Below are 26,189 nucleotides of genomic sequence, written 5' to 3'. Positions count from 1 at the left end.
AAACCCCGGCCGAGCGCCTTACTCACCGCCTGCGCGTCCGACGACGCGACCCCGTCAGTCCAGGTCGCGGCGCATCACCCAGCGGTAGCGCTTGTCGCTCTTCGCCTCCGTCCTGCGCACCCGGCGGAAGCCCGCCCGTTCGAACATCTCCATCGTGCCCACGTACGCCAGCGTCGGGTTCACCTTGCCGCCCTCGGGGTCCACGGGGTAACCCTCCACCGCCGGGGCGCCGTTGGCCCGGGCGTGGGCCACCGCGCCCTCCAGGAGGCCCGAGGCCACACCCTTGCCGCGGAAGTCCTTGCGTACGACGAAGCAGGTCACCGACCACACCGGCGCGTCGTCGACCGGCGTGATGGTCTTCGACGACGTGAGGCGGTCCAGATGCTTGCGCGGCGCCACGTTGCACCAGCCGGCCACCTCGCCGTCGAGGTAGCCCAGCACCCCCGGCGGCGGATCGGCCGCCTCGACGAGGGAGCGCATGTGCTCGCCCCGCTCGTCGGCGGTCATCCGCCCGTAGTCGCCGGTGGACAGCCGCCAGGCCATGCACCAGCATGTGTGCGCGCTCTTCTTGGGCTGCAGAACCGCCCGCAGGTCGTCCCAGCGCTCGGCGGTCGCCGGCAGAACTTCCAGACTCATACCGCTACTTCGCTCTCTTTCCATTGCTGTGTGTGCTCCGCGGCCGCGGTCCCGCTCGCCCCGCGGCGGCCTTCACCCATAACGGCCGTCAGGACCTCCACGGCACGCAGGCACGCCTGTCGTCCGACATCCAGATGCGTGACCAGCCGGACCACGTCCGGGCCCGGCGCGGTCACCAGCACTCCTTCCCGCGCCGCTCGCGCCACGACGTCCTCGGCGCCGGGCGTGTCCACGAGGACGATGTTGGTCTCCCGGGGCCGTACCCGGAACCCCGCCTCCCGCAGCCCGCCCGCGAGGAGCGCCGCGTTGTCGTGGTCCTCAGCGATGCGCTCCAGGTGGTGGTCGAGGGCGTGCAGCCCGGCGGCGGCCAGAATGCCCGACTGGCGCATGCCTCCCCCCAGGCCGTGCCGCAACGACCGTGCACGCGGGAGAAGTTCGGCCGATGTCAGGAGTACGGAGCCCACCGGCGCGCCCAGGCCCTTCGACAGGCACACCGCGAGGGTGTCGGCGACCGGCGCGCCGTACTCGGCGAGGGGGGTGCCCGTCGCGGCGTGCGCGTTCCAGATCCGCGCCCCGTCGATGTGCAGCGCGATACCGGACCTGGAGGTGAGCCGGCGCACCGCGCGCAGCGTCTCCAGCGGGTACACGGTCCCGCCCGCCCGGGTGTGGGTCTGTTCGAGGGCCACCGCCCGGGTGCCGACGGTGTACGCGTTGCCCGGCCGCAGGATCCCCGCCAGCGCCTCGACGCCCACCAGTCCCCGTTCGCCGGACACCGTCCGCGTCTGGATTCCTCCGTAGCGCGCAGGTGAGCCCTCCTCGTGGGCCAGGATGTGAGCCTCGGCGTCGCAGACGACCTCCTGTCCGGGCGCGGCCAGCAGCCGCAGCGCGATCTGGTTGGCCATCACGCCCGACGGGACGAACAGCGCGCCGGGGAAGCCGAACAGGCCGGCGACCCGTTCCTCCAGTGCACGGACGGTCGGGTCCTCGCCGAACAGGTCGTCTCCGACCTCCGCGGTCGCCATCGCCCTGCGCATGCCGGGCGTGGGCCGGGTGACGGTGTCGCTGCGCAGGTCAACGGTATCGGCTGTCATGACGGTGTGTCAGCTCCCTTGCTCTGCGGAATCCTGGCCCGCGGTGTCAGCCCGCGGACCGCCGCCCAGTCCAGCAGCGGCCGCACCAGCTGCCAGGTCTCCCGGACGAAGTCCGCGGCCCGGTCCGAGGACAGGTCGTCTCCCGGCCCCAGACGCCGGCCGGCGTCGATCCTGCGGTGCCGCAGCAGGTCCAGGCGGGGATGATCGGCCGGCACGCCGCGCGGCCGGGACTTCAGCCGGTCGCCGCCGACGGTGAAGCCCTGCCGCGTCAACCCGGCGGCGATCGCCGCCAGTTCCGTGCCGCCGTCCTCCTCGGCGACGGCGGCACGGTACCGGGCGACCTCGGCGGCGCCGTACGGGTAGTAGCGCCCGGAGGCGTACAGCCCGTCGCGGTCCAGATGGACCCAGAAGCCCAGGCAGGGCAGCACATCGAGGTAGCCGCCCTGATACGTCTTGTACGGGGACTTGTCGTGGGACATCCGGGTGTCGCGGACGGGGCCGAGCACCCGCACCCCGTCCGCACCGCCGTACTCCGCGAAATCGGCGGACAGTTCCGCGGCCAGCTCGTCCATCGGCGCGCGCACGTCACGCTCGTACACCGCGCGGTGACGCAGCCGCCACGCCTCCTTGGAGTTGTCGTCCGCCAGGTCCTCGTACAGGCGCAGCGCCGACGGGGGGAAACCGCCGAACGTCACGAGAGGTACCCCGGCAGCGGGTGGCGGGCGCACAGCTCGGTGACCCGGGCCCGCGCATCGGCGCGCACCGCCGGGGGGAGCACCCCCGAGCCGGCGCGCAGGGCGTCGAGCACGTCGGCCACCAGGTCCGCGCAGGCGGCGGCCGCACCCCGGTCCATGCCGCGGGCGGCCAGAGTGTTACTTCCCAGCCGCAGGCCGGCGGTGGTGCGCACGGGCGTCGTGTCGCCGGGGACGCGGTTGCGGTTGACGACGATCCCGCAGGACTCCAGGGCCTCTTCGGCGACGTCGCCGGTCAGTCCGGTGCCGCGCAGGTCGATGAGCACCATGTGGGTGTCGGTGCCGCCGGTGACCAGCCGCATTCCCCGCTCCAGGAGCCGTTCGGCGATGGCCTGGGCGCCGTCCGCGAGCCGTTTGGCCAGTTCGGCGAAGTCGGGCCCCGCCACGAAGTCCAGCGCCCGCGCCTTCGCCGCCACCGATGCGAGGTCCGGGGTTCCCTGGGTGAAGGGGAAGACGGCCCGGCGCATGGTCGCCGCGAGCGTGCCGCGCTCGGGCCCGGCCTTGCGGGCGTCGCGGCCGAGCAGGATCAGCCCGCCGCGCGGCCCGTACAACTGCTTGTAGGTGCTGGTGGTGGTGATGTGGGCGTGGTCGATGGGGCTGGGGTGCAGCCCGGCCGCCACCAGGCCCGCGATGTGGGAGATGTCGGCGAGGAGATAGGCGTTGGCCTCGTCCGCGATCTCACGGAAGCGGGCGAAGTCGATGCTGCGCGGGTAGGCGCTGGCACCGCACACGATCAGCTTGGGCCGGTGGGTGAGGGCCAGTTCGCGGATCTGGTCGTAGTCCAGCAGCCCCTTCGGAGTGACCCGGTAGCCGACGGCCCGGTAGTAGCGGCCGCTGACCGAGGCGGGCGAGCCGTGGGTGAGGTGGCCGCCGCAGTCGAGGTCCAGTCCGAGCAGTGTGTCGCCGGGACTGAGCAGCGCGGTGAGCACCGCGAGGTTGGCGGACGACCCGGAGTGCGGCTGGACGATCGCGTCCCGGGCCCCGAACGCCGCGCAGGCCCGCTCGATCGCCAGCTGTTCGATCTCGTCGGCGACGCCGCAGCCCGCGTGGTAGCGGCCGCCGGGATAGCCCTCGGCGGTGAGGTTCCCGAGGGCGCTGCCGCCGCAGGCGAGCACCGACGGGTCGGCGACGCTGGAGGCGGCCACCATCATCAGGGTGTCGTTCTGGCGGGCCGACTCCCGGTTCAGCAGGTCGTACAGGGCCGGATCGGTCCGCCGGAGCCGGGTGGCCGCACGGCCGGCGAAGTCGGCGAGGTCGGTTCCGCGGGGCGCGGGCCCGGCGGCCGGCCGGGCGCGCTCCCCGGCCGGCGTGTCGAGCGGTGCGGGCAGGGTGAAGGTCATGACTGTCCCTTCCTGGATTTCCTCGAGCCGTCCGTCAGGCCCGCGGCGGACCGGCCGGCCCGCCCGTCCCCGCGGCTTCGGATGGGTCGTCGGGGCTGTCGGTGTCGTCCGGTGACATGGAGGCCAGCGCCTCGGCGGCCGCCACCGCCCCGGCGCCGTACTCCTCGTCGGCGGCGATTTTCCCGGCGAGTTCCGCGACGACGGGGGTCTGGAACACGGTCTTGACCGGCACGGGCACCCCCAGCAGCTCCTGGAGCAGTCCGGCGAGCCGGGTGCCGCTGAGGGAGTCCCCGCCGAGTTTGAAGAAGTTGTCGCCCGGGCCCACGTGGTCGAGGCCGAGGATGTCGCCGACCGCCGCGCAGAGCACCAGCGACAGCGCGTCGTCGGGCTCCGCGTCGCCGTCCGTGGCGGCCGCGTCCCCGGCGGGCTGCTGCGCGCCCGCGGTCTGCGCCAGCAGCAGCCGGTCCACCTTGCCGTTGCGGGTGAGCGGCAGCTCGTCGAGGACGGTGACCGCGGACGGGACCATGTAGGACGGCAGCTGCTCGGTGAGCCGGGCGAGGATCTGCTCGCCGGAGGCACCGTTCCCGGCGACCACGTAGGCGTGCAGGCGGCGCACGCCGTGGGAGCTGGCCGGGGCGACCACCACGGCCGCGTCGACCCGCTCGTCCTGTCGCAGCGCGGCCTCGATCTCGCCGAGCTCGATCCGGTGGCCCTGGACCTTCACCTGGAAGTCGTCGCGGCCCAGGATCTCGATGCTGCCGTCGGGCAGGTAACGGCCCAGGTCGCCGGTCAGATAGGCGCGTTCACCGGTCTCGGGCAGGCGGATGAAGCGGCTGCGGGTGCGCTCCTCGTCGCCCCAGTACCCGAGTGCCAGACCCACGTCGCTGGCCACGGCCATCTCGCCGACCACGCCGAGCGGGCGCTCGTGGGCCGTGCCGTCGACGATGTAGTAGCGCTGGTTGGTGATGGGCGTGCCGTACGGGATGCTCGTCCACGCCGGGTCGATCTCGCCGATCGGCTGGAACAGCGACCAGCAGATGGTCTCCGTCGGACCGCCCGAGCCGACGACCTGGATCCGCGGGCTCTGCGCGCGCAGCCGGTCCGGCAGTGTGAGCGGGATCCAGTCGCCGGACAGCACCGACAGGCGCAGGGACTCCAGCGGGCGTCCGCCGCCCCGTCGTTCGCGCACTTCCGCCTCGCCGACGAGGAGTTCCATCAGAACGGGCACCGAGTTCCAGAGGGTGACCCGCTCCGCGGCCACCAGATCGGCCCACACGTCCGGCTGGGCGTGCTCGAACGGCGGGGGGATCACGACCGTCCCGCCCTGGGTCAGCACGCCGAACACGTCGTAGACGGAGGCGTCGAAGTGCAGCCCCGAGACGGCGAGCAGCCGGTCGGACGCGTCGACGCCGAACCGTTCGGCGACGTCGCGGATCAGGTTGACCACGCCGATGTGGTCGACCATGACGCCCTTGGGCTCGCCGGTCGAACCCGAGGTGAAGATGGTGTACGCGAGGTCCGCGGGCCTCTGCGCGGTGTCGGGCCTGGCCGCGTCGCCGACCTCGAAGTCCTGGTCCACGCGGTAGCGCTGGGCGTTCGGCGGCCAGGCGATCCGGGTCTCCAGCGAGGACTGGGTGAGGATCTTGTCGACACCGGCGTCCGACAGCAGCCGGCGCAGCCGCTCGGGGGGCACGGAGGCGTCGAGCGGGAGGTAGGCGGCGCCCGACGCGAGAATGCCGTAGACGGCCGCGTACTGCTCCCAGCCCTTGTCCATCACGACGGCGACCAGCTCGCCGGGCTTCGCGCCGTGCTGCCGCAGCCGGTGGCCGATGCGCCAGGCGTACGCGGCGAGTTCGGCGTACGACAGCCGGCGCGTGGCATCGACGACGGCCTCCGCGTCGGGGGTCCGTGCGGCCTGCTCGGCGAAGAGCTCGTGCAGGGTGGTGTACGGGATCTGACCGGCCGTGTCGTTGATCCGGCGGCGCAGCTCGCGCTCGGCCGGAGGGATCAGGTCGAACCGTTCGGTGCGCAGGGAGTCCGGATCGTCGACGATGCGCTGGAGCAGCGCGACGTACACGCCGAACGCGGCCCCGGTGAAGCCGGGGGCGAAGGCCCCGTCGACGTAGTCCCAGATGATCCGCAGCTCGCCGCCGAGTTCGCGCAGCTGGACGTCCAGCGACACCTGCGGGGTCTGCGAGATCGAGTAGACCTCCCGCCCCAGGTCGGTGACGGGACGGCGGGCGGGACAGTCGAGCAGGCTGGTGACGACGATCGGCATGCCGGCCTGGTCGCCGACGCCGTGCAGCCTGGTCAGCTCGCGCAGCACCCGCACGCCGTTGAAGGCGCCGTGCTCCGTGTCGCGTTCCAGCTGGTCGCGCAGGGCGTGCGCGCGATCCAGGAACGTCCGGCCGGAGCTGTCGGCGGCGAGCAGCACGGCGTTGGTGAAGTCGCCGAGGACCTTGCCGATGTCCTCGTGCACCCGGGGCCTGTGGAAGACCGGGTAGTTGAGGGTGAAGTCCGCCTCCTGGGCCCAGCACCGCACCACCTCGGCGAACGCGGCGGTGAGCAGCACGGACGGCGTCAGCTCCGCCTCCGCGGCCACGCGCCGCAGCCGCTGCCAGTCGCCGGGGGAGAGGCGGTGCTCGTGCCGCTCGAAGCGGACGGCGCCGTCCCGTGCGCCGCCGGCCGGCAGCGAGGGGGCGGGCGGCAGCTGCGGCACCCGCTCCAGCCAGTACTCCCTGGCCGCGCGGAACGTCTCGGTGTGCGGCATGTCGTCGGCACGCCAGCGCGCGTACTCGGCGAAGGTGATGCCGGGCTCCGGCAGTTCGGTCCCCGGGTTCTCGTACAGGTCGATCAGGTCGGGGAAGAGCACCTGGAAGGCGCTGGACGCGTCCAGCACCTGGAGGTCGATGCCGAGATGGATACGGCTGAGGTTCGCATCGCCGGGCAGCAGGATGATCCTCAGGTCGAACAGCGGCCAGCTGCCCACCGGGAACACCTGGTGGCTCATCTCCGCCCGCAGCTCCGCGAGGCGCCGATCCGCGTCCGCCGCGTCGAGACCGCGCAGGTCCACCACCGGTATGTCGTAAGGCGGCGGATCCGTGAGCACCCGCTGGGTACCGTCGGCCCGGCCGACCGCGCGGAGCATGTCGTGGCGGGCGACCACGCGGCGCCAGGCCGTCGCCAGGCGCTCGGGGTCCAGATCGGCACGCTCCCACTCGAAGTAGCCGTAGCAGCCGATGCTGCCCAGCTCGATCCCCTCGCCCCGCCCGATCATCAGCGCCTGCTGCGTCTCGGTCATGGGGAAAGGGGCGGCGCTGTCGGCGCGGCCGTGCAAGAGCTCGGTCATGGTCCAACTCCACTCGCAGATGACGGTATTGAAGAGGCCGAGGCCACAGGGGGGTGCCGCGCTGCCGGGCACGGCGAGGCTAGGGCCGCCCGGTTAGCCACCGGTTACGCGCCACGGGAACCTCCTTCCGGCCCGCGCTGCCCTGCCGCTGCGGCAGGGACAGGGCGAAGAGGCGTACCAACGGGTGGAACAGGTAGCAGGGCCGGCCCCACTCGTCGGCTCCGCTGACCTCCAGCAGCGCGGCGTCGGCCATCGCCTCCAGCAGCAGCTCGGCGTCCTGCTCGGGCAGGTCGAGCAGGACCGCGGCCTCCAGCGCGGAGAACGGTTCGGGGCCGAGGCCGGCCAGCGCGGGCAGCGCCCCGCGCGCCTCCGGCTCCAGCGCACGCCAGGACGGCAGCAGTGCGCCGTGCACGTCCAGGTCGCCCGAATGCAGTTCGCGCAGCCGGGTGGCGGGGTCGGCGAGCCGCCGTGCGAGCCGGTCCGGCGTGAAGTGCGGCCGGGCGGCGATCCGGGTGCCCACGATCCGCAGCGCCAGCGGCAGGCCGGCGCAGTGCTCGACGATGACGGCCGCCGCACCGGGGGCCGCGGCGATCCGGTCGGGGCCCGCGGCGGCGGCGAGCATCTCCAGCGCCGGGCCCTCCTCCAGCGGGTCCAGGGCCACGGTGTGGGCCCCGGCCACGGTGGGCAGGGCGGTGCGTCCGGTCACGAGGACCGCCGGCTCAGGGGTGTTGGGCAGCAACGGCCCGAGCTGGGCGGCGCTCTCGGCATTGTCCAGCAGGATGAGCAGGCGTCTGCCGCCGGTTCTCTCGCGGTAGAGACGGACCAGCTCCTCCGGGTCGTCGGCGGCGCCGGCGTCCACGGGGCGGCCGAGGGACCGCAGCAGGTGCAGCAGGACCTGCCCGGCGGGCCTCGGGGTGCCGTCCGGGGCGCGCAGGTCGGCGTAGAGCTGGCCGTCGGGGAAGTGCTGCTTGCAGCGGTGTGCCGCGTGCACGGCCAGCGTGGTCTTGCCGACCCCGGCCATGCCGGTCACCAGGACGCGGCGCGGCCGGTCCGGCGCGGCGGAGTCCGGCTCGAGCGCCCGGTGGAGCACGGCCACCTCACGCTCCCGGCCGGTGAAGTCCACCGTGTCCGGGGGGAGGGTGGCCGGGGCGCCGTGGGGCTCGTCATCGGCCCCCTCCGGCGGGCGCGGCACCGCGCGCGTCCGGGCCCGCGGCTGCGGCAGGCGCACGAGCGAGCCGTCCAGCAGGGACTGGTAGGTGGCCTGCAGTTCCTCGCCGGGGTCCACGCCGAGCTCCTCGGCCAGTACCTCGCGGCCGTGGTGGTACAGGTGGATCGCGTCGGCCTGCCGGCCGCTGCGGCACAGAGCGGTCATGAGCTGGCTGCGGAAGCGCTCGTGCAGGGGGAACTCCGCCACCAGGCCGGTGAGTTCGACGGTGATCTGCTCGTGCCGGCCGAGCGCCAGGTCCGCCGCGATCCGGTGCTCCAGCGTCGCCGCGCGGGCTTCCGCCAGGCACGGCGCCTCGGCGTCGAAGAGATGCTCGGTGGTGTTCGCGAGAGGGCGGCCTCTCCAGCGCGCCAGCGCCTCCCTCAGGAAATCGCCCGCCTTTTCGAAGTCCCCCGCGAACAGAGCGTCACGGCCTTTGCAATCAAATTCTTCGAATTCTGTCAGGTCGAGGGTGGAATTTCCGATGGACATGACATAGCCGGGGGGCCTGCGGTCGATGAGGACGTCGTCGCCGAGTATTTTCCGCAGTCGCGAAATGTAGGTGTACAGCTGTGCGTTCGCGGTGGCCGGCGGCGCCCACCCCCACAGCAGGCGGCTGAGCCGTTCGTCGGACACGACCTCTTCGCGGGCCAGCAGGAGAGCCGCCAGCACGGTGTGCAGCTTGGTGCCGGACAGCGGCGCCCTGCGTCCCTGGTCGCGCACCTCCACCGGCCCGAGGACTCGGAATTCCATGGGCACCCCCCCGTTCGTGATCCATGTGACGAATCTACGGACGACGATATTGGCTGCCGCTGTCACCCCGTTATCGTTTCGATTTCACGAGGCCCCGGTGAGGAAAACCGTGGGGACAGGCCGGGAAAAGGACGCGTCCCTACTGTCCGTCGCACCGCAGCAAGCGGCAATGAAGGTCGACGGACGGGGCGGAATCGATATGCGCGTCACGATGACGGGAAAGCGGGCGACGATGGCCGGTCTGATCGCACTGGCGGGACTGATCACGGGCTCCGGGGTGGCCGGAGCGGGCACCACGACGCACACGGGCGCGCCGGTGGAGACGGTCGCGGGCGACGACGACATGCCGTGGGGCGTCGTCGAGCCGGTCGCGCCGCGGAACGCCTCCGACGACGACATGCCCTGGGGCTGATCTCCGCGTCCCGAGGGAGAAACGGCTTGATCGAGCGTGCCGATGACCACGGGGCCGGGGGCCGGTCCCGGCGACGACGCGCCGTGGGGCCCGCTCCGGGCCCCGGCGGCCGGGTCAGTCCGGCCGGTCCGCCAGCAGGAGTTGCAGAGCCTGCGGCGTGACGGATCGTTCCCCTGCGCCGTCGGCGGCATCGCCGCCCTCGCCGCGTACCCGTGCGAGCAGCCGCGTCACCCGCGCCCGCCAGGGCTGGGCCCCCACCTCGCCCAGCGCCGCGTGGGCCCGCTCGAACCTCTCCGCCGCGGCCGCGTGGTGGCCGCCGATCGCCTCGACACAGCCGAGGTCGGTCTCCACCCGCGCGTACAGGAAGCGGTCTGCCAGCTCCTCGGTGATCTCCAGTGCCTCGTTCAGGGTGCGCTCGGCCGCCGGGAGCAGACCCTGGGTCCACTGCGTCTCGCCGAGCCCGCGCAGCGCATGGGCCTCCCCGACGCGGTCGCCCTCCCTGCGCGACAGCTGCAGCACCTCGTGGAAGGACTCGGCGGCCCGGTCCAGATCACCCGCCCGCAACCGCACTTCGGCCAGCCGGTAGATGCTCTGCGTCTCGGCACGCACCGAGCCGGTCCGCCGGCTCAGCGCCAGCGCCTCCACGGCCAGCGGCAGCGCCCGCTCCACCTCGCCGCGGTCCAGTTCTATCTGGGCGAGGTAGCCGAGCAGATGGGCCTCGTTGCCGGTGTCACCGGCCTCGTGGAAGCCCCGGAGCGCCGCCCTGCAGTACTCGAGCGCCCGGTCCCAGTCGCCCTGGAAACGGGCGCACATGGCCAGGTTCCGCTGGGCGAGCGCCGCTCCGGGCACGTCGTCGCTCTCCGCCAGCAGCCGCAGCGCGGCGAGGTTCCAGCCCTCGGCCTGCTCGTAGCGCCGCTGGTAGATGGCGAGCGAACCCAGCACCCGCAGCATGGTGGCCTCGCCCGTCCGGTCGCCGGCGCGCCGGGCCGACGACAGCGCGGCCTCGGCGCAGCGCTGCCAGTCCTCCAGGTAGTTCCTGGTCTCGAAGTGGGGCACGGCGCTCTCGGTCAGCGCCCAGGCGTACCGCGCCCGGCCCGTGTCGGCCGCGTGCACCACCATGTCCGTGACGGTGGCGCGCTCGGAGTCGAACCACTCCAGCGGCGCGGCCGTCAGCTCGTCCGCGGTGCCCCGCAGGAAGGCCGGCGCCGGCTCCGGCGGATGGCCGACGGGGAACCGCCGCCCGTCCAGCCGCCGGTGGGCCTCCTGCGCGAGCCAGAGCCAGGCGCCGAATATCCGGTCCAGCGCCGCGTCGCAGTCCGCCTCCGTCTCGTCCGCCTCGGCGCGCTCGCGGGCGAACAGCTGGAGCAGATCCTGGAAGCGGTAGCGGGCCGCGCGGCCCGGCACCGGTTCGACCGTCTCCAGCAGCTGGGCGTCGACGAGCTGGTCGAGCAGCTGCTCGGCGCGCCACACGTCGGTCCCCAGCGCCGCGGCCCCCACCCAGGCCGCGAAGTCCGCGGTGCGCAGGAGCCCCAGCCTGCGGTACATCCGGGCCGCGTCGGGGGACAGGTCGCGGTACGTCAGGCGGAAACCGGCCCGCACCCCGCCCTCCGAGGGACTCAGCTCGTCCAGCCGCCGGCGCTGGTCGCTCAGCCGTTCCACCAGCCCGCGCACGGTCAGCCCGGGCTTGGTGGCGAGCCGCGCGCCCGCGATCCGCAGCGCCAGCGGCAGACAGTCGCACAGGGCGCTCAACTGCTCAAGCGCCACCGGGTCGCTGCCGAACCGGTCGGCGCCGGCGATCCTCGTGAGCAGCGTCGTGGCCTCGGCCGGCGGGAGGACCCGCAGCCTGATCCGCAGGGCCGTGTAGTCGCCGGTCACGTCGTCCAGGGCCTCGCGTCCCGTGGCCAGCACGACACTGCGGCCACCGCCCGGCAGGAGCGGTCTGAGCTGGGCGAAGGACCGCACGTTGTCGAGGACGACGAGTGCCCTCCTGGTGCTGAGCAGACTGCGGAACAGCGCCGCGCGCTCGTCCGGTTCCGCGGGGATCTGCGGGCCGGGCGTCCCGAGGGCGCGCAGAAAGCGGTCCAGCACCACCGCGGGCGTAACCGGCGGGTTCTCCTCGTCGTAGCCGCGCAGGTCGGCGAAGAGCTGGCCGTCGGGGAAGCGGTCGGCGGCCTGGCTGGCCCAGTGGACGGCAAGGGCCGTCTTGCCCACCCCGCCGACGCCGACGATCGTCGCCAGGGCAGGTGCGTGCGGCTGGTACGGCTCCTTCAACAGCCGGTCCAGGAGGGCCAGTTCCTCCTGGCGGCCGGTGAAGCGCATGACGTCCGCGGGCAGTTGCGCCGGGGTGGTCTGGACGGCGGCCGGGGCGGCGGGCGCGGCGGCGACCGGCCGGGTCAGCTCCGGCGAGTCGTGCAGGATCAGTTCGTGCAGGTGCTGGAGCGCGGGACCGGGCTCGATGCCCAGCTCCTCGTTCATCAGCGAGCGGCCCTGCCGGAACACCTCCAGGGCCTCGGCACGCTGCCCCGAACGGTAGAGCGCCAGCATCAGGTGTTCGCGCGACTGCTCGCGCAGCGGGTGACGGGCCACCAGCTCGCCCAGCTCCCCGGTCAGCAGCCGGTGCCGCCCCAGCTCCAGCATCAGCCCGGCGCGCTCCTCGATCAGGTCGAGCCGCAGGTGTTCCAGCCGGGCCGCCTCCGCCTCGATCCGCGCCCCGGACAGTTCGTCGAGGGCCGCGCCGCGCCACGTGCTGAGCGCCTCCTCCAGCAGGGCGCACGCCTCCTCGGCCCGGCCGTGCCGTGCGGCGTCCCGCCCGCGCTCGGCCTCACGCAGGAACTCGACGACGTCGATGCGGTGCGTGCCCCGGGCGAGGACGTAGCCCGGGGGAGAGGTGAGCAGGATGTCGCTCCCGCCGGCCTCCTTGAACGTCTTGCGCAGCGTCGCCACGCATATCGCGATCTGGTTGCGGGCGGTCGCCGGAGGGGACTCGGGCCACACGGCGTCGACGAGCGTGTCGACGGACACGATCCGGTCCGCCGAGAGCAGGAGCATCGCGAGAACGGTGGACTGCCGCCTTCCCTTGATGCGCAGGGGCTGCCCGTCGGCCTGTACGAGCAGCGGCCCCAGCATTCTGAAGACGAACTGATTCACTGGTCCCCCCGGCCTGTGACGTCTGGGCAGGTCGGTAACGCTACAACAAGGAAGTGGCCCCGATCAGCGGGGAGTCGCAGCCCGAGCGGGGCGGAAGCCGCGCCGTGGACAGCCCGTGGGGGGACGGTGCGGACGCCGGGTGGTGGTGCGCCGGCGAGCTCAGGACCGGGCCTGGGGGACGACGGAGCCGAGGGCGAGCGACAGCTCGCGCAACACGTCGGTGGTCCTGCCGAACTCCTCCTCGCCGCCCAGCTCCCGGCACAGCCGGCGGGCCAGTTCGGCGTGACCGGCGTCGACCTCGCGGAGGACCGCCTCGCCCCGGTCGGTGGCCGTCAGCAGCCGGGCGCGCCGGTGCGCGGGATTGGCACGGTAGCCGGCGAGCCCCTGCTCCACCAGCAGGTCGGCGATGCGCTGCACGCTCTGCCGGGTGACGCCCAGCCTGCGCGCTATGCCCGAGACGGACCGCGGCTCGTCCTCGACCGCGCCGAGCACCTGCCACTGCGCCGCGCTGAGGCCGGACGGCACGGTCAACTGGTCGAGCAGGGCCGCGAATCTGCCGTTCAGGTGGAAGACGGCCAGGGCGGTGCGGCTGAACGCGTCGACGGAACTCATGCCGTCGCGGATGTGCTCACCGGATGTCGCGACACGCACTACGGCCCCCTCCGCCGGCAGTCGACGTCCGTGGCCGGTGACGAACCCGGCCATGTGTTGCGTTGCTGCACCGTACAACCGTGCGACACGACTGTCCATGAAAGGAACCTGGGCGCGGGACCCGGCCGCCGCGCACCTGCCCGAAGCGGCGTCGTCCGCCTTCCCCGCCGGCCCGCTCCACCCCGCGCGGCTCTCGACACGCCCGGGACGGCATGGCTACGGTTCCGGGGCGGCGGAGGATCCGCGGTACTCGGGGGAGTCAAGTGACGGCTGTGAGTGGGCGGTTCCGCTGCCTCGTGTCCGCGTACGCCGTGTCCTCCTACGGCAACTACCTCAGCCTCATCGCCCTGAGCCTGTTCACCTACGACGTGACGGGCAGCGCGTGGGGCATCGGCGCGCTCATGGCACTGCGTCTGTTCTCCGGCATGCTCGCGGGCCTCGCGGCCGGAGCGCTGGCCGACACGGCGGGCCGCAGGACCCTGATGTTCCTGGCCGACGTCGCCCAGGCGTCGGCGATGGCCCTGCTCGCGCTGACCGCGCCGGGCACCGGGGTGCCGCTGCTCGCCTCGGCGGTCGTGGTGCTCGGCGCGGGGAACACCCTGTTCACCGTCGCCCTGCGCAGCGCGGTGCCGGTCATGGTCGGCCAGGAGGAGCGCTTACGGGCGAACGGCATGCTCGTCACGGTGCGGTCGTTCGCCACCGTCCTCGGCTTCGCGTCGGCGGCGCCCGTCATCGGATACGGCGGCTACGCGGCCGCCTTCGCGATCAACGGCGCCAGTTTCCTCGTGTCCGCGGCGGCACTGCTCGTGCTGCGGCCCCGCACCGACGGCGACGGGACGGACGGGCCCGCACCGGTCGGGGACGCCGGTACGGCGGGCGGTCCGCGCGGGCTGCGCGGCCTGTCCGCGCTGCTGATCGGGACGATCCTGCTCAGGGGCGCCGACGCCCTGGCGTCGTCCTCGCACAACGTGGCCCTGCCCATCGCCGCCGGAGCCGCGACGCCGGATCACCCGGAGCTGTTCATGACGCGGTTCTGGGCCGCCTGGGCCGTCGGCACCCTGCTCGCCCACCAGGTGGTCAAGCGCCGTACGGGCGCGGGCCGGGCGGCGGGGGAGCGTGCCTTCGCGATCGGCACCTGCGCCATGTCCCTGTTCTTCGTCCTCGCGTTCACCGGGCTGCCCGCCCCCGCGCTGGTGGCCGTGGCCCTGGGCGCGGGCCTGGCGGACGGCTGCACCGAGATCGTCTACACCTCCCGGCTCCAGGCCGTCCCCGACCGGCGGCGCAGCCGGCTGTTCGGCCTGTCGGCCACGGCGGAGACCTCCGGATTCACGCTCGGGACCGTCGCCGCCGCCGCGGCGCTCGAGGCCCTGCCCGCCCTCGCCGTCGTGGGGGCCTTCCACGGAACAGCCGTATGCGGGGCGTTGGCCCTGCTGGTCCTGACGGCGCGGGGCGGTACGGCCCCGCGGCGGAAACGACCCACACAAGGTGCGACACGAGGAGGAGAGACCACGCATGGAACGCGGACGGGGACAGGCGATACGCCGGGGGCCTGAGCCGGAGTTCACCGACGACGATCCGAAGGACGCGGTCCAGGCGCTGCTGCGCGCCGCGGACAGCGCCGCCGGCGCGGGCGTCGTCACCGTCGGACCGGACGGCGCCACGACCCGGCAGACCTACCCCGAACTCCTCTCCCGAGCCCGCCGCCTGCTCACCGGCCTGCGCGGCAACGGCCTGCGCCCCGGCGACGCGCTGGTGCTGTGCGGACTTCCCCTCGACCAGTTCTTCCCCGCCTTCTGGGCCGCCGTCCTCGGCGGCGCCCGGCCCGTGGCCGTGGCGGAACGCCCCGGCGACGACACCGCGGCCCTCGAACGCCTGCGGCACACCTGCGACCTGCTGGACGGTCCGCTGGTGCTCAGCGACGCCGCCGGAGCCGCGACGCTCGCCCGGACCGCCCGCGAGCTGCGGGTCGCGGTCGCGGAGGACTGCCTGCGCGGGGCTCCCGCGTACGACCACCCGGAACCGGCGGGGACCGACGTCGCCGTGCTGATGCTCTCGTCCGGCAGCACGGGCGTGCCCAAGGCGGCGCAGCTCACCCACCGCGGACTCGCGGACTTCGCCGCCAGCAGCCGGCGCATCCTCGACGTGCGCCCCGGTCACACGATGCTCAACTGGCTGCCCGTGGACCACAGCGGTGCCTTCCTGCTGTACCACGTGCTCGCGGTGTTCACCGGCTGCACCAATGTGCACGCCCCCACCGGACACGTGGTCGCGGAGCCCCTGCGCTGGCTCGACCTCCTCGAGGAACACCGCGCCCAGCACAGCTGGGCGCCCACCTTCGCCTACCAGCTGGTCGCCGACGCGCTTGCCGAGCGGCCCGGCGCCGGCAGGCGTCTCGACCATCTCAGGACCCTGGTCTGCGGCGGCGAGCAGATCGCGCTGCCGGTGCTCCGCCGCTTCCTGGCGGCCACGGCCGCGTACGGCGTCCGCGAGGAGCACATCGTGCCGGCGTGGGGGATGGCCGAAACCGTCACCGGCATCACCTACGGCAGGCTCGACCGGCGCGGAACCGTGCGGCGCGTCCTCAGGAGCAGCCTCGGCGGTCCGCTGGCGGCGGCCGGGGAGCACATCCCCGAGGAGGACTGCGTCACCTTCGTCGCGGTGGGTCCGCCCGCGCACGGCACCACGCTGCGCCTCGTCGACGACGCGGGGGAGCCGGTCGCCGAGGACCGGATCGGCAGGCTGCAGGTGCGGTCCGAGGCCCGCGTCACACCGGGCTACGTCCGCAACCCGGAGGCCGACGCGGCAGCCTTCCCCGGGGAACCCGGCTGGCTCGACACCGGAGACCTCGCCTTCTTCGCGGAGGACCAGCTGGTCATCACCGGCAGACGCAAGGACCTGATCATCCTCAACGGTCACAACATCTCCTGTCACGAGGTGGAGGACGCCGCGACCGCCGTCACCGGCGTCCGCACGGGTGACGTGGCCGCGTGCGGAGTACCCGACCCCGTCAGCGGGACCGAGACCCTGGCCGTGTTCTTCGTGAGCCGGGGCGCCGACGAGGACGCGCGCATCCAGAAGGAGCTCACGTCGGTGCTGTACACCCGGCTCCGGCTCACCGCGTCCCATGTCCTGCCGGTCCCGCCGGACGAGTTCCCGAGGACTCCGGCCGGCAAGGTGCGCCGGGGCGACCTCCGCGACCGGCTGGCCGCCGGCGGGTCCACCGCCCCGGCCCCCACCGCCCTCCCGCACCCGGACGAGGTGTCCTCCGTCGTGCAGGAGGAGCTCACGGCCGTGCTCGGACACCCTGGGCCCGCGCACGTCCCGTTCTACGAACTGGGCATGAAGTCCGTGCAGTTGGTACGGCTGCGCATCCGGCTGGAGGAGCGCATCGGCAGGGAGATCGCGCAGACCGCGCTTTTCGAGCATCCCACGGCCGCCCAGCTGGCTGCCCACCTGGCTGCGGTACCGGGGCCGCCGTCGGTGACGGCCTCCGACGCCGGGCCGCGGACAACAGCGGACGCGGGCACGGGTACGGGTACGGGTACGGGTACGGGTGCGGGTGCGGGTGCGGGTACGGACGTGGGTGCGCGTCGGCAGCCCGGCGGGGAAACGGATACGCGCCGGACTCCCGGCGCTCACGCCGGCACCGATCCCGCCGCGGGGACGGATGCGGACCACCGCATCGCCGTCATCGGCATGTCCGTCCGCTTCCCCGGGGCGCGTTCGACGGCGCGGTTCTGGGCGAATCTGCGGGACGGCGTGGACAGTGTCCGCCGCTTCACGCCCGACGAGCTGGTGTCCGCCGGGCTGTCCGCCGAAGAGGCACGGGCCACGGACCGGGTACCGGTCGCCGGCGTCCTCGACGGCGTCGAGGAGTTCGACGCGGACTTCTTCGGTGTGAGCCCCAAGGAGGCCGGACTCACGCACCCGGCCCACCGGTTGTTCCTCGAATGCTGCCATGAGGCACTGGAGGACGGCGGCTACGCGGCGACCGAGGCCGGGACCCGCGTGGGGGTGTTCGCCGGCTCCGGGATGAACCTCTACGGCCACCAGCAGCCGCCCGCCTCCTCGGCCGACGACGGCGATCCCGCCACGGGCATGCAGACGGCCATCGGCCGGCAGCCGGACTTCCTCGCCTCCCGGGTCGCCTACCGGCTCGGCCTCACCGGCCCCGCCATCGGCGTCCAGACCGCCTGCTCGACCTCGCTGGTCGCCGTCCACCTCGCCGTCCAGGCCCTGCTGAGCGGCGACACCGACCTGGCGCTCGCGGGCGCCGCGGCCGTGCACACCCCCCAGGAGACGGGCTACCGCAGCCGGCCCGGGTCGATCCTGTCGCCCACCGGCCGCTGCCGCGCCTTCGACGCGGACGCCGACGGCACCGTGGGCGGCAACGGCGTGGCCGCCGTCCTCCTCAAACGGCTCGACCGGGCCCTCGCCGACGGGGACACCGTGCACGCCGTGATCCTCGGCTCGGCGGTCAACAACGACGGCGCCGGCAAAGTCGGGTTCAGCGCGCCCGGCGTCGCGGGCCAGGTCGAGGTCGTGCGGCAGGCACTGCGCCGGGCGGCCATCCCCGCGGACACCGTGTCGTACGTCGAAGCGCACGGCACGGGCACACGGCTCGGCGACCCGGTGGAGTTCGAGGCACTGGCGCGGGCCCTCGGCGGGGACACCGACCGGACCGGCTTTTGCACCGTGGGCTCGGTGAAACCGGCCATCGGACACCTCGACAGCTGTGCGGGCATGGCCGGTCTCGTCAAGACCGTGCTCATGCTCGAACACCGCACCCTGGTGCCGACGCTCAACCTCGACCGGCCCAACCCCGAGCTCCGCCTGTCCGGCGGCCCCCTGGTTCTCGGCACACGGACCGGCCCCTGGCGTACGCGGGACGGCGTGCCGCGCAGGGCGGGCGTCAGCGCCCTCGGAGTCGGCGGCACCAACGCCCATGTGATCCTGCAGGAGGCCCCCGAGCGCCCGGAGCCCGCGGGCCCCGGTCCCTCGGACGAGCCCGTCCTCGTACCGCTGTCCGCGCGCGACCCGCAGGCACTGGACGAGTACGCCACCCGGCTGCGCGAGCACCTGCTTGCACACCCCGGCCTCGCGGCCGCCGACGTGGCCGCGACGCTCGCGCTCGGCCGGCTGCACCGCCCGGCACGGACGGCTGTCGTCGGCAGGACGGCCCACGAGCTGGCGCGCGCGCTGGAGAGCCCGCCCGGCCCGCTGACACCCATCGGCCCTCTCGCCTTCGCCTGCAGCGGGCAGGGCAGCGCCCGGCGCGGGATGGCGCGCGGCATCTGGGACGCGTACCCCGAGGCCCGGCGGGTCCTCGAACGCTGTGAGCGCGTCCACGCCGACGAGTTCGGCGGCTCCCTGCTGCCCCTGCTCCTCGACGGCGACGCGGACGACGACGGGGTCTGGCCCACCGACACCGCCCAACCGGCCCTCTTCGCCCACCACATGGCGCTCATCGAGGTCTGGCGCGCCTTCGGCGTGCGCCCCGCCCTGCTGCTCGGGCACAGCCTCGGCGAGTACGCGGCCCTGTGCGCGGGCGGCGCCCTCTGTCTGGAGGACGGCCTGCGGCTCACCGCACGGCGCGGCGCGCTGATGCGGGAGGCCGCCGCTCCGGGCGGGATGCTCGCGGTGCGCACCGACGCCGAGACCGCCGAACGGATCGCGTACGCGGCGGGCGCCGAGCCGGCGGCCTTCAACGGGCCGCGGTCCCAGGTGATGTCCGGGCCGGAGCGGGCCCTGGAGGAGGCGGCACGCCTGCTCGCGGACGAGGGCATACCGTGGCGTGCGCTGCCGGTCGACCGGGCGTTCCACTCGGCCGCGCTGGACGAGGCGCTCCGCGCATTCCGCGGGTACGCCGAGAAGACGGCGTACGCGCCGCTGCACACCCCGCTCGCCTCGGGACTCGACGGTGCGCTGCGCCCCGCGGGATGGACCGTCGACGCCGAGTACCTCTGCCGCCAGGCGAGGCAACCGGTCCGGTTCGACCGGGCGGTGGCGGCCGCGTCCGGGCAGGGGTGCGCGGACTTTCTGGAGATCGGGGCGGGCGGCACGCTCGCGGGCCCGGGCAGGCACTGCGCGCCGGAGAGCCGCTGGTACAGCGGCCAGGGAGAGGGGGCCGAGCAGTCGGCCGGGATCACGCGGACGCTCGGTGAGCTGTACCGCGCGGGGGCCGCACTCGACTGGCGGGCCGTCATCAGGGGCGGGGGCAGGGTCCCGCTGCCCGGGCATCCGCTGCGGCGTCGCAGCGTCACCTCCCCCGTGCCCGCGCGGGCGGCGGCCGCTCCTGCCGCGGGAGCAGGGCCGGCCGCCGGGCCCGAACCGGCGCCCGTACCCGTGGCCGTACCCGCGCGGACGGGCCGCGAGGCCGCTGCGTCCGGCGAACTGCTCGACGACATCAGGCGCTTGACCGCGCAGAGGCTCGGCACCGACATCGCCGACACCTCACCCGACGCCTCGTTCTTCGCCCTGGGCGCCGACTCGCTCGCCCTGATGGGCATGGTGGCCGAACTGGAGAGCCGCCACGGGGTGCGCGTCCGGGTCCGCGACCTGTTCTCGGACGCGGACACCCCGCGCAAGCTGGCGGCTCATGTGGCGGACCTGCGGGGTGACGGGGCCGCCGAGCCGTCCGTTCGGCCTGCTGCCGCGTCCCCGGCGGAGCCCGTCGCGTCGTCGGCCGCGCAGCCCGTGCCCGAAGTCGCCGCGTCGCCCGGGGCCGCGCAGCCCGTGCCCGAAGTCGCCGCGTCGCCCGGGGCCGCGCAGCCCGCGTCCGAAGTCGCCGCGCCGCCTGTGGCCGGGCCCGACGAGCGGGCCCCCGCGCCGCACCCGGCCGCCGACGAGAGCCTGCACCAGCTGTTCACCCAGCAGATACGGCTCGCCGAGAACCTCGTGGAGCAGGTGACCGGTCTGCTCACCCGCCAACTGGACGCCCTCCCCGGCGCCCGGCCGACCCCTCTGACCCCACCGGCCCGACCAATCCCATCGGCCCCACAGGCCCAGCCGGTCGCGCCCACCCGCCCGGCTCGACTCGCGCCGCCCGCCGCCGGACCCGAGCCCATGCGCCTGGAGGCGTCACCGAGTCCGGAACCGCCGCGTCCGGAGCCGTCACCGGCGGCGTCCGGCACGCTTCCCCACGCCGCGCGCTGCGACGTCAGCCTGTACTTCTTCGGCGACTACCCGCAGGAGGCCGACGGGGACAAGTACGCGCTGATCATGGAAGCCGCCGAATTCGCCGACCGGCACGGCTTCCACGCCCTGTGGTTCCCCGAACGGCACTTCAACTCCTTCGGCGCGCTGTTCCCCAACCCCTCCGTGCTCGCCGCCGCCCTGGCCGCCCGCACCGACCGCATCCGGCTGCACGCCGGCTCGGTGGTCCTTCCGCTGCACCACCCGGTCCGGGTCGCCGAGGAGTGGTCGGTCGTCGACAACCTCTCGGGCGGCCGGGCGGGTCTGTGCTTCGCGAGCGGCTGGCACGCCACGGACTTCGCCCTGGCTCCGGAGAACTTCGGCCGGCACCGCGACGTGATGTACGAGCGCCTGGAGGATGTCCGGCGACTGTGGTCGGGGCAGCCCCTGCCGGTGACCGCCGGGGACGGCACACGGACCGAGGTCCGCCTGCACCCGCGTCCCGTCCAGGCCGAACCGCCCCTGTACGTCGCCGTCGTCGGCAACCCCGACAGCTACCGGCAGGCCGCCGCGCGCGACCTCGGTGTGGTCACCAACCTGATGGCCCAGACGGTCGAGCAGCTCGCCGAGAACATCGCCCTGTACCGCCGTACCCGTGCCGAGCACGGTCTCGATCCGCAAGCCGGCCGTGTGGTCGTGCTCGTGCACACCTACCTCGGCACAGACGCGGAACGGGCTCGCGCAGAGGCCTACGGGCCGTTCGTGTCGTACCTGCGGTCCTCGCTGTCCCTCTTCGACCAGGTCACCAACAGCCTCGGGTTCGAGGTGGACCTGGAGAACACGCCCGAGGACGACGTGGAGTTCCTGCTCGGCTGCGCCTACGAGCGGTACTGCGACTCCCGGGCCCTGATCGGCGACGAGGAGACGGCGGCCGCGACGGTTCGCCGCCTCGTGGACGCGGGTGCCGACGAGATCGCCTGCTTCGTCGACTTCGGCGTCCCCGCCGAGCGGGTTCTGGCCGCGCTGCCGTTGCTCGACCGGCTCCGGCAGCGGCAGCTCAGCCCCGTCGGCACCGAGACGGTACCGGCAGGAGAGAGCACGGGGCACGGGGGGCGGCGGACACCGCTGTCACCGGCACAGCGACGCATCTGGTTCCTCGAACAGCTGCACCCGGGCACCAGCATGTACCACGAGCCGAAGGCCGTACGGCTGGAGGGACCGCTGAACGCCGAGGCGCTGCGGTGGGCGCTCCAGAAGGTCTGCGACCGCCACCCCGCGCTGCGCACCGTCTTCCGGGAGGCCGACGGCGTCCCGTACCAGGAGGTGCTTTCGGACGTCCGGCTCGACTGCCCGGTGGCCGACCACACCGGGGACACCGAGGAGGCCGCGCTGCGGGCCGCCATGGCAAGCGAGGGCCGGCGGATCTTCGACCTGAGCGAGGGGCCCCTGATCTCGGCCCGGCTGCTGCGACTGGCGCACGACCGGCACCTGCTGTTCCTGCTCGCCCACCACATCGTCTTCGACTCGTCCTCCACCACCGTGCTCACCCGCGATCTCGGCGCCTTCTACCGGGCCTGGCCGCATCGCGACGACACCGCCTCCCTGCCTGCACTGCCGCCCCTGCCCGCCCTGCCCGCCGCCGCGCCGGACCCCGCCCGGACGGCCAAGGCCCTCGCCCACTGGCGGCGCGAGCTGGGCGACGCCCCCGAACTGGCCCTGCCCACCGACCGTCCCCGGCCCCCGGCCAGGTCGGGTGAGGGCGCCAGCCTCACATACGGATTCGACGCAGAACTCACCGAGGGCCTGCGCCAGTTGGCGGCCGCGCACCGTGCCACCCTGTTCATGGTGCTGACGAGCGCCATCGCCGCCGTGCTCGGCCGGTTCAGCGGACAGCGGGACGTCGTGATCGGCACCGCCGTCGCCGCCAGGCCAGCGGGTGCCGAAGACCACGTCGGCCTCTTCCTCGACACCGTGCCGCTGCGCCTGGACCTGTCCGGCGACCCGGACTTCTGCGAGTTGCTGCGCCGGGTGCGGGAGAGCAGCACCGCGGCGTTCGAGTACCGCGACGTGCCCTTCGACGAGCTCGTCGGCGCGCTCAACCCCCATCGCGACGCCGCCCGCAATCCGCTCTTCCAGGTGCTGGTGGAGTACGAGAACGAGGGTCAGGCGGAGTTCGACCCTCCTCGGCTGACCGCCACCCTGCTCGACATGCCCAGTGAGCGAGCGCCGTTCGACCTCACCCTGTACCTGACGCACCACCGTGAGGGGGTGCGGTGCGCGGTCGAGTACGACACCGCCCTCTTCGACGCGTCCACGGTGAGACGACTCCTCGCCTATGTGGAGAGCGTGCTGCGCCGGGCGCACGAGACGGCGACCGCCACCCTGTCCGAGCTGACGGCGCTCACCGACGCGGACCGCGCCGCCCTGTCCCGCCTCGGCCGCCTGGACGAGCACCCGCCGGCGCACGACGACACGCTGCACGGGCTGTTCGAGGCGCAGGCGCGGCGGACTCCGGACGCGACCGCGCTCGTCCACGGCGACGAACGGGTCGGCTACGCGGAGCTCGACCGGCGGGCCGACCGGCTGGCCCGGGAGCTGCGGGCCCGGGGAGCGGGACGCGGCGAGCGGGTCGCGGTGCTGCTGCCGCGCGGGCCCGAGCTGATCACGGCGCTGCTCGGTGTGCTCAAGAGCGGCGCCGCGTACCTGCCGCTCGACGTCTCCCTGCCCACGGCCCGGCTCGACATGCTCCTCGACGACGGCACTCCGGCTCTGCTGCTCACCACGCCCGCCCTGCTCGACCGCAACCCGTCCCTGGCGGCCCGGCCCGTGCACCTGGTGGGCGGACCGCAGACGGCCGCCGGGGACGGCGTCGCGAGCGGGGTGGATGCCTCCGGCCCGCTCGACGGGCCGCGGCCGCAGGACCCCGCGTACTGCATCTACACCTCCGGCTCCACCGGCCGCCCGAAGGGCGTCGTCGTGCCGCACCGCGGCCCGGCGGGCCTCGTGCGCGGCCACCTGGAACGGCACCCCGCGCTGCGCACCCTGCAGTGGACCTCGCCCGCCTTCGATGTCAGCGTGCAGGAGATCTTCACCACCCTGGGGGCCGGGGCGGAACTCGTCCTCGTCGACGACGACGTGCGGCTCGACCCGGCCGCCGTCGCCGAGGCCGTGCGCCGCCACGCGGTCGAGCGGGTCTTCATGCCCTGCACCCCGCTCCGGTACCTGATGGAGACCGGCCCGGAACTCCCCTCGCTGCGCGAGCTGTTCTCGGCCGGTGAGGCACTGGAGCTCACGGCGGGATTCCGCCGGTTCCTCACCGCGCATCCCCGCTGCACGCTGTACAACCAGTACGGGCCCACCGAGACCTCGGTCGTCGTCACCTCGCACCGGGTCGACGCCGCGGAGGACCGGCCGCCCATCGGCACCCCGGTCCCCGGAGCGGGCATCCGCCTCCTGGACGCCCAGGGCCGCCCGGTCCCGCTGGGCGCGGTCGGCGAGATCCACGTGTGCGGGACGCCGGTCGCGTACGGATACCACGCACGTCCCGAGGAGACCGCCGCCTCGTTCGGCACGGATGACACCGGCGCTCCCCGGTACCGGACCGGTGATCTCGCGCGCTGGCGCTCCGACGGCACCCTCGCCTACCTCGGCCGCGCCGACGACCAGGTCAAGATCCGGGGCCACCGCATCGAGCCGGGCGAGATCCAGGTCGTGCTGAACGACCGGCCGGAGGTCGCCGAGGCCGCCGTCGTCGCCCGGCGCGACCGGGCCGGTGAGGCCGAACTCGTCGCCTATGCGGTCCCCGTGGAACCGGACACCGACCTCGACGACCTGCGCGGCGCCCTCGCCGCGGAACTCCCCGATCACCTGGTGCCGCGCCACTGGGTCCGCGTGGACCGGCTGCCCGTCAACGCGTCAGGCAAGCTGGACCGGGACCGGCTGCCCGCACCGGACGCCGGAGTGCCGCAGCAGGGGGCCGAACCCGTCACCCCGCTGGAGAAGGAGCTGCACGAGCTGTGGTGCGCCGAACTGGGGCTGCCGCACGCGTCCGTGACGCGTTCCTTCTTCGAACTGGGCGGACACTCCCTCAGCGCGATCCGGCTGCTGAACCGGATGTCGGCGCTGCTCGGCGCCGAGCTCGGCATGGCGGAGTTCTTCCGCGCCCCCACCATCCGGGCGGTCGCGGCCCGGTGCGAGGAACGCCGCCCGATGATGCCCGGCGCCGAAACGGAAGATCCCGTACCCGCTGCCGGAGTTGCCGCCAGCGTGCCCATGACCTCCACCCTGCGCCGGCTGTGGCGGCGTCACCACGAACGCACCGATCCCAGCGTCTACAACGTCGCCCACCGCATCGACCTGCACGGCGCCCTCGACCCGGACGCACTGAGGCGCGCGCTCGGGGACCTGGTGGCACGGCACGAGGCGCTGCGCAGCAGGGCCGTGCACCGCGACGGCGAGCATCTCGTCGAGGTGCTCGCCGAGGTGCCCGTGGAGGTGGGGATCAGCCACCTGACGGCGTACGCCGACGACGAGGCCCGCGTCGAGCGCTGGTGCCAGGACCACGCGTGCGAACCGTTCGCGCTGGATACCGCACCGCTGTTCCGTTTCCGGCTCGGCCGGCTCGGCGCGGACCGCTGGGTGCTGGTGGCCGTCCTGCACCACGCCGTCTGCGACGGCTGGTCGATGGGCATCGTCTGGCACGACCTGCAAGAGCTCTACAACGCCCGCAGCGCGGGCTCCACCCCGGACCTCGCACCGCCGACGGCACAGTTCACGGATGTCGCCCGGGCGGAACACCGGCTCACCGACAGCCGCCGGGAGGAGCTTGAACGCTTCTGGCGCACCGAGCTCGCCGGCGTGCGACTGCGACCCGCCCTGCCCTGCGACCGCCCGCGTCCTGACGTGCCGTCCGGCCGGGGCGCCCTGCACACATGGGCCATCGGCGGCGCCGTGCCGGCCCGCGCGGCCGAGACCGCCGAGCGTCTCGGAGCCACTCCCTACGCGGTCCTCGCCGCGGCCTTCGCCACCTGGACGGCCCGGCTGTGCGGGCGCACCGACGACGTCGTCCTCGCGGCCTCCAGCGCCAACCGCGCCCGGCCGGAGCGGGAGGGCGTGGTCGGGCTGCTGGGCGACGCCGTGCTGCTGCGCGCCCGTCTGTCCGAGGCTCCGGCGTTCGCCGACCTGGTGACGCGGCTCGGCTCGACGCTGTTCACCGCCATCGACCACCAGGACCTGCCGCTGACCGAGGTCGTACGGCTCGTCTCGCCCGAGACGGCCGACGGGCTGTTCCCCACCGTGCTGTTCACGGTGGTCACGACGCCGCCGCCGGTGCTGGACCTGCGAGCGGTGTCCACCTCGGTCCGCGGCCTGCCCACCCGAGGGGTGGCCCGCAACGAGCTCTACGCGGTGTTCGTCCCCCGGGGCGACACCATCGACGTCACCTTCGAGTACGCCACCGACCTCTTCGACGCGGCGACGGTCCGGGCCTGGGGCGAGGACTTCACCGCACTGCTCGCCAAGGTCACGGCGGAGCCGTCGAGCCCGGTCGCGGAGCTGCTGCGCCCACCGCGGCAGGCGGAGGACACCCGGTGAGACCGGCCTGAGGGGGGCGGAGGGGGCCGGCCGCGCGAGCCGCCCTCCGCCGCCCGGCCACGTCCGCGCCGGCGCCCCGATACGTGCCTACACTGAGCGCATCGGGGTGCTCGCGACAGACCGGACCC

11 protein-coding genes are annotated in these 26,189 nt (G+C 74.0%); 3 read left to right on the top strand and 8 right to left on the bottom strand.

The features are described 5' to 3' along the window. Positions 1-54: 54 nt before the first annotated feature. The 6 genes from AB0K02_RS14640 to AB0K02_RS14615 all read right to left on the bottom strand — a co-directional run bounded on the left by AB0K02_RS14640 (position 55) and on the right by AB0K02_RS14615 (position 9,125). Entirely contained in the window at positions 55-636 is a 582-nt protein-coding gene (locus tag AB0K02_RS14640) for a GNAT family N-acetyltransferase (RefSeq protein WP_365992759.1), read from the bottom strand. Further along, a complete protein-coding gene (locus tag AB0K02_RS14635; RefSeq protein WP_365992758.1) occupies positions 633-1,727 on the bottom strand; it encodes a GntG family PLP-dependent aldolase in 1,095 nt (364 codons plus the stop codon). Before AB0K02_RS14635 ends, AB0K02_RS14640 begins: the two co-directional genes overlap by 4 nt. Continuing rightward, a complete protein-coding gene (locus tag AB0K02_RS14630) occupies positions 1,724-2,422 on the bottom strand; it encodes a DUF2461 domain-containing protein (protein ID WP_365992757.1) in 699 nt (232 codons plus the stop codon). The genes AB0K02_RS14635 and AB0K02_RS14630 overlap by 4 nt, the downstream gene beginning before the upstream one ends. Further along, positions 2,419-3,819, bottom strand: coding sequence for a serine hydroxymethyltransferase (gene glyA, locus AB0K02_RS14625; protein WP_365992756.1), 1,401 nt, complete (start codon positions 3,817-3,819; stop codon positions 2,419-2,421). The genes AB0K02_RS14630 and glyA overlap by 4 nt, the downstream gene beginning before the upstream one ends. Before the next feature lie 34 nt (positions 3,820-3,853). Continuing rightward, positions 3,854-7,168: an amino acid adenylation domain-containing protein gene (locus tag AB0K02_RS14620; protein ID WP_365992755.1), complete on the bottom strand. Its 3,315-nt coding sequence runs from the start codon at positions 7,166-7,168 to the stop codon at positions 3,854-3,856. 79 nt (positions 7,169-7,247) lie between these two features. After that, positions 7,248-9,125 carry a BTAD domain-containing putative transcriptional regulator gene (locus AB0K02_RS14615; protein WP_365992754.1) on the bottom strand — a complete coding sequence of 626 codons (1,878 nt, stop codon included), beginning with the start codon at positions 9,123-9,125 and terminating at the stop codon, positions 7,248-7,250. Between the two features lie 211 nt (positions 9,126-9,336). On the opposite strand from AB0K02_RS14615, the gene AB0K02_RS14610 reads away from it, so the two are divergent. After that, complete coding sequence (locus tag AB0K02_RS14610; RefSeq protein ID WP_365992753.1) at positions 9,337-9,537, top strand: hypothetical protein; 201 nt, start codon at positions 9,337-9,339, stop codon at positions 9,535-9,537. A 114-nt stretch (positions 9,538-9,651) separates the two neighbouring features. On the opposite strand, the gene AB0K02_RS14605 is transcribed toward AB0K02_RS14610, so the two are convergent. Both AB0K02_RS14605 and AB0K02_RS14600 read right to left on the bottom strand, forming a co-directional pair. Next, positions 9,652-12,684, bottom strand: a complete 3,033-nt coding sequence (locus AB0K02_RS14605) for a BTAD domain-containing putative transcriptional regulator (protein WP_365992751.1) — start codon at positions 12,682-12,684, stop codon at positions 9,652-9,654. Positions 12,685-12,843: 159 nt separating this feature from the next. Then, positions 12,844-13,296 (bottom strand): MarR family transcriptional regulator, encoded by a 453-nt coding sequence (locus tag AB0K02_RS14600; protein ID WP_365992791.1) that lies wholly within the window; start codon positions 13,294-13,296, stop codon positions 12,844-12,846. 311 nt (positions 13,297-13,607) lie between these two features. Here AB0K02_RS14600 and AB0K02_RS14595 point away from each other — a divergent pair, with 311 nt between their 5' ends. Both AB0K02_RS14595 and AB0K02_RS14590 read left to right on the top strand, forming a co-directional pair. Next, positions 13,608-14,888: an MFS transporter gene (locus AB0K02_RS14595; RefSeq protein ID WP_365992790.1), complete on the top strand. Its 1,281-nt coding sequence runs from the start codon at positions 13,608-13,610 to the stop codon at positions 14,886-14,888. Continuing rightward, positions 14,848-26,061, top strand: a complete 11,214-nt coding sequence (locus tag AB0K02_RS14590; RefSeq protein ID WP_365992750.1) for an amino acid adenylation domain-containing protein — start codon at positions 14,848-14,850, stop codon at positions 26,059-26,061. Before AB0K02_RS14595 ends, AB0K02_RS14590 begins: the two co-directional genes overlap by 41 nt. Positions 26,062-26,189: the final 128 nt, after the last annotated feature.

It is taken from the genome of Streptomyces sp. NPDC049597 (assembly GCF_040675505.1).
Taxonomy (GTDB): domain Bacteria; phylum Actinomycetota; class Actinomycetes; order Streptomycetales; family Streptomycetaceae; genus Streptomyces.
The sequence above is the reverse complement of the archived record's forward strand: the minus strand, read 5'-3'. Positions and strand labels throughout refer to the sequence as shown.

Excerpts from the sequence above, each read along its gene's own strand:
- AB0K02_RS14640 (WP_365992759.1), bottom strand. The coding sequence starts at position 636 with ATGAGTCTGGAAGTTCTGCCGGCGACCGCCGAGCGCTGGGACGACCTG.
- AB0K02_RS14635 (WP_365992758.1), bottom strand. The coding sequence starts at position 1,727 with ATGACAGCCGATACCGTTGACCTGCGCAGCGACACCGTCACCCGGCCC.
- glyA (WP_365992756.1), bottom strand. The coding sequence starts at position 3,819 with ATGACCTTCACCCTGCCCGCACCGCTCGACACGCCGGCCGGGGAGCGC.
- AB0K02_RS14620 (WP_365992755.1), bottom strand. The coding sequence starts at position 7,168 with ATGACCGAGCTCTTGCACGGCCGCGCCGACAGCGCCGCCCCTTTCCCC.
- AB0K02_RS14615 (WP_365992754.1), bottom strand. The coding sequence starts at position 9,125 with ATGGAATTCCGAGTCCTCGGGCCGGTGGAGGTGCGCGACCAGGGACGC.
- AB0K02_RS14610 (WP_365992753.1), top strand. The coding sequence starts at position 9,337 with ATGACGGGAAAGCGGGCGACGATGGCCGGTCTGATCGCACTGGCGGGA.
- AB0K02_RS14600 (WP_365992791.1), bottom strand. The coding sequence starts at position 13,296 with ATGAGTTCCGTCGACGCGTTCAGCCGCACCGCCCTGGCCGTCTTCCAC.
- AB0K02_RS14590 (WP_365992750.1), top strand. The coding sequence starts at position 14,848 with ATGGAACGCGGACGGGGACAGGCGATACGCCGGGGGCCTGAGCCGGAG.